Raw genomic sequence first — 3,891 nt, forward strand, 5'->3', positions numbered from 1 at the left:
CCCTTCACTATACGGACATTGGGATGATATTTTGATGGGGTGTTATGCCTTATTCAGTTTTTCACAAAATTCTCTATAAGCTCTGAAATTTCCGCAGGTTTCAGAGTTTTACCAGCGGAAACTAGCTTCTCATTGATCACAAGTGCTGGCATCGACATAGCACCGTACTCCATTATCTTCTGCAAGTCAGTGACATACTCTACCTCGATACCCATTCCCTCAACAGCCTTGACAGTGTTATCATAGAGCTGATGGCAGGCTTTGCATCCCGAACCGAGTACCTTGATGCAGCATACACCGTCAACAGGTTCACCACAGCAAGTTGAGGCTGATGCGCTTGTATACTGCGCTCCGCCGCAACAGCAGCATGAAGTTGCCTCTCTCTTCTCTTCCTTTTTCTTGCTGAATAATGACATAGTGTTTTCCTCCTAAATAATGTAATTCTGAATGATATTGAAGAAGTATCCTACAAGGATAATTCCTACAGTACATATAGCGATAAAAATACCGAGCAGCTTTGGCTTTATCGCTTTTTTCAGCATTATCATAGACGGCAGCGACAGCGTGATAACGCCCATCATAAACGCCAGTACCACGCCGAGCTTTGCACCCTTTGCAACAAGTGCTTCTGCAATGGGGATACAGCCGAAAATATCTGCATACATCGGTATTCCGCAGATTGCTGCTATGATAACACCGAAAGGATTTCCGGTGCCGAGAACTTTGACTACCCATTCTTCGGGTATCCAGTTGTGGATAAATGCACCGATACCCACGCCGACTATGACATAGAGCAAGACCTTTTTAGCAGTTTCAGCAACTTGCTCCCAAGCGTATTTCAGGCGGTCACGCTTTGTCAATTCGTTTTGCGGCGTGTCAATGCTCTTGCCGTTTCGGATAAATTCCTCCACCTGATCTTCAAGGTGCAGTTTTTCAATTAGTGTACCGCCTGCAACTGCGATGACAAGCCCGACTATCACATATATAACAGCGACCTTCCAGCCAAATATACTCATCAGCAGGATAAGTGAACCCAAGTCAACCATTGGTGACGAGATAAGAAATGAGAACGTTACGCCCAGCGGAAGCCCTGCGCTTGTAAACCCCATAAACAGCGGGATCGAAGAACATGAACAGAACGGTGTTACAGTTCCGAGTAAAGCCGCGATACAGTTTGCTCCGATACCGTGAAATCTGCCGAGTATCTTCTTTGTACGTTCGGGTGGGAAATAGCTCTGTATATATGTGATGATCAAGATAAGAACGCCGAGCAGCAACATGATTTTTATCGTGTCATAGATGAAGAAATGCAGACTGCCGCCGAGCTTGCTTTCGGTATCAAGACCGCAAGCGTTCAGCAGGGAGCCGATAAGCCTATTCAACCATTTCATGCCGAATACTTCATCCTGTATAAAGTCCCACACTCTTATTCATCACCTCCGAGCATTTCGGTCAGTATCTCTGCTGCTGTCCTTACCATTTCGGGACATAGGGTTCCGAACAAACCGTTTGATCTCGCATAGTTTTTTCCTTCCTCAGTTCTGAGATCGCAGCCGAGAATGTCCCGGCAGATGTATGAATTCTTGCGTTTCTTGAACTCGTCAAGGAATTTAACTGCCATAGAGCTGCTTTTAGCACGACTTTCAGTGTCGTTAAGGTCGAACTGACCGTACTTCATTCCAAGAACCATAAGAGCTCCAGTACAAGCGCCACAAACCTCGCCCTTGCCCATTCCTCCACCGAAGCATGAACCTATCTGCAAAGCCTGCTTTTCGGTAATACCGAACTGCTCCGCAAACGCCGCAAATACCGCCTGTGAACACTTGTAGCCATTTTCATAATAATGAACTGCTTTTGATACATTATCCATTTTCTTTTCCTCCAATAGTCATATTTAGATATATCTATTCGTTTGTCGTATTTTAAGCCGTATGATCATACGGCTTATTGATTATTACAGCATTTACAATCGTTTTCAGTTACTGCCGTGATCTCTTTCAGGCAGTCCATAGCGACTTTCGCACCTTCCGGTGAAATGGAGTAGTGCATCCACTTTCCCTCTTTTCTGCCGACCACAAGTCCGCTGTCGCAGAGTACCTTCATATGGTGAGAGAGCGTTGGTTGACTCAGGTGTAGCTCCTCAAGAAGATGACAGGCACACAGCTCGCCATGTTGCAGAATCCTGAAAATCTGCACTCTGTTTTCATCACACAGCGCTTTGAAAATCACAGTGATTTGCTTGTTTGAAAGCTCCACGGTCTCACCTCACATTGAAGATTTTCTATATTATATCACACACATAGAAAAATGTCAATATGTTTTCGCAAAAATAATATACGCCCGCCGAGAAAAATCCCGACCGGCGCTGGTGTTATACCTTATTCAGTTTTTCACTGTACTTCAGACCGTCCACAATTCAATTGTCTTTCTTTTTCTTTAGAAAAAGAAGCGGTATATTGTAGTAAACAAAGAAAAACAATGATAATAATATCATACTTCCGCTTACGCCCCAAGTAAATGTGGCAAATGTTCTCCCATTACTATAATAGCCTACGAAATAGTATTCATCAGGATCATCGGGATCGTAGCGAATGATGACTGTATCGCCTGTTTTTCCGACACCTGCCCCTGCATAAAGGTGATCATATTTGAAAATACCATCAGTGTCGACCTTAATATCACTATAAGCTCTACCCCATAAATATCTGTTTTTCGGATGTGATGTATCAGGAATCTTTCTTGAACTTATTCTCTCGTCAACAACGACTCCTCTTATTTCAACTGCACATTTTTTCACCCTATTCCAGTAGCTAAACATCGGAAATGCTCCTAATAAAAGAATATAAGGGCAAGAAGCAACGTGAAATTAGGTGTACATATTTCTTCTTTCTTGTTTTTCTTTTTCAAACCGATAAATCTCCTTTACCATACAACTTCAAAGGCTACTTCCGCTTCCTGCGTATCATAGTCAACAAATATGATTATAACATAATTGCTGTCATCTTCCGGGTCTTCGGCAGCATTTATTCCAATCGAAAATTCTACCTTATCATCATAAATCGCTATTCCATAAACATTCCATGTGTATGCTAAAATAAAATTGACCCCTTTAAGCATAAAATGCTGATTAAAAATTGACCCCCCAGAATAAATCCAGTATAATTAAAAAATAGAAATTGTACTGGAGGTAAAAGGAAGTGTCAATAGAATTGGATATTTACGAAAAAATAAGAGATTTTCAAAAAAAGGGCTTCGGCAAAAAAACTACAGCTAAGCTTTTAGGGATATCAAAAAACACAGTAAAGAAATACTGGGATGGAGCTACTGTTCCTTGGGTTAGAAAAGAAGGCAGTGGTTCAGTAAGCACAGTAGTTACTCCAGAAGTAGTAGCATTTATCAATAAGTGTATCGAAGAAGATAAGGATGCACCAAGAAAACAAAGGCATACTGCCAGAAGAATATATGATAGATTGGTCAGCGAAAAGGACTTTAAAGGTGCTGAATCAACCATTAGAAACGAAGTTGCTATCATCAAGAAAAACAATCCAAATGCATTTGTTCCGCTTTCATTCATGCCGGGAGAAGCAATTCAGGTTGACTGGGGAGATGCTGATAGATTGAATAATCATCCCCTATATCTATGAAGGCATATTCAAAGGTTGAGGGGAAATATCGACATATATGCGGAAAACGGCTTGCTTTTTCATGATCTATGAAGTATAATAATTGTAAAGAGTAAAAAATCTGACCGAGATCAGTTTTACGCTGTTCATTTTTGATCGAACAGACAGGAGGATTCATATGGGACTCCATTTTATGGATTCAGACGGCATTTTCTTTGTCGAAGATAAAAGTGTCATTCATGAAGACAGAGGACATCGCAAGTTACTC

General features: G+C 41.6%; 7 protein-coding genes. 1 reads left to right on the forward strand and 6 read right to left on the reverse strand.

The genetic code is table 11. The features are described from left to right. Positions 1–53: 53 nt before the first annotated feature. The 6 genes from J6U00_RS07420 to J6U00_RS07445 form a co-directional block, all read right to left on the reverse strand. The gene (locus J6U00_RS07420; protein ID WP_296580639.1) at positions 54–416 is read right to left on the reverse strand and encodes a thioredoxin family protein; all 363 of its coding nucleotides are present in this window, start codon (positions 414–416) and stop codon (positions 54–56) included. Positions 417–428: 12 nt separating this feature from the next. Continuing rightward, positions 429–1,391: a permease gene (locus J6U00_RS07425; protein ID WP_296580640.1), complete on the reverse strand. Its 963-nt coding sequence runs from the start codon at positions 1,389–1,391 to the stop codon at positions 429–431. 35 nt (positions 1,392–1,426) lie between these two features. Beyond that, positions 1,427–1,870: a C-GCAxxG-C-C family protein gene (locus J6U00_RS07430; protein ID WP_296580642.1), complete on the reverse strand. Its 444-nt coding sequence runs from the start codon at positions 1,868–1,870 to the stop codon at positions 1,427–1,429. A 74-nt stretch (positions 1,871–1,944) separates the two neighbouring features. Continuing rightward, the gene (locus tag J6U00_RS07435; RefSeq protein ID WP_296580645.1) at positions 1,945–2,256 is read right to left on the reverse strand and encodes a metalloregulator ArsR/SmtB family transcription factor; all 312 of its coding nucleotides are present in this window, start codon (positions 2,254–2,256) and stop codon (positions 1,945–1,947) included. Between the two features lie 160 nt (positions 2,257–2,416). Continuing rightward, positions 2,417–2,818 (reverse strand): DUF3592 domain-containing protein, encoded by a 402-nt coding sequence (locus J6U00_RS07440; RefSeq protein ID WP_296580648.1) that lies wholly within the window; start codon positions 2,816–2,818, stop codon positions 2,417–2,419. A 104-nt stretch (positions 2,819–2,922) separates the two neighbouring features. Further along, the gene (locus J6U00_RS07445) at positions 2,923–3,117 is read right to left on the reverse strand and encodes a hypothetical protein (RefSeq protein WP_296580650.1); all 195 of its coding nucleotides are present in this window, start codon (positions 3,115–3,117) and stop codon (positions 2,923–2,925) included. Between the two features lie 80 nt (positions 3,118–3,197). On the opposite strand from J6U00_RS07445, the gene J6U00_RS07450 reads away from it, so the two are divergent. Further along, complete coding sequence (locus J6U00_RS07450; RefSeq protein WP_296580652.1) at positions 3,198–3,644, forward strand: hypothetical protein; 447 nt, start codon at positions 3,198–3,200, stop codon at positions 3,642–3,644. Positions 3,645–3,891 lie beyond the last annotated feature (247 nt).

This window comes from Ruminococcus sp., from assembly GCF_017650195.1.
Taxonomy (GTDB): Bacteria; Bacillota; Clostridia; order Oscillospirales; family Ruminococcaceae; genus Ruminococcus.

Excerpts from the sequence above, each read along its gene's own strand:
- J6U00_RS07440 (WP_296580648.1), bottom strand. The coding sequence starts at position 2,818 with ATGTTTAGCTACTGGAATAGGGTGAAAAAATGTGCAGTTGAAATAAGA.
- J6U00_RS07445 (WP_296580650.1), bottom strand. The coding sequence starts at position 3,117 with ATGCTTAAAGGGGTCAATTTTATTTTAGCATACACATGGAATGTTTAT.
- J6U00_RS07430 (WP_296580642.1), bottom strand. The coding sequence starts at position 1,870 with ATGGATAATGTATCAAAAGCAGTTCATTATTATGAAAATGGCTACAAG.
- J6U00_RS07420 (WP_296580639.1), bottom strand. The coding sequence starts at position 416 with ATGTCATTATTCAGCAAGAAAAAGGAAGAGAAGAGAGAGGCAACTTCA.
- J6U00_RS07425 (WP_296580640.1), bottom strand. The coding sequence starts at position 1,391 with ATGAAATGGTTGAATAGGCTTATCGGCTCCCTGCTGAACGCTTGCGGT.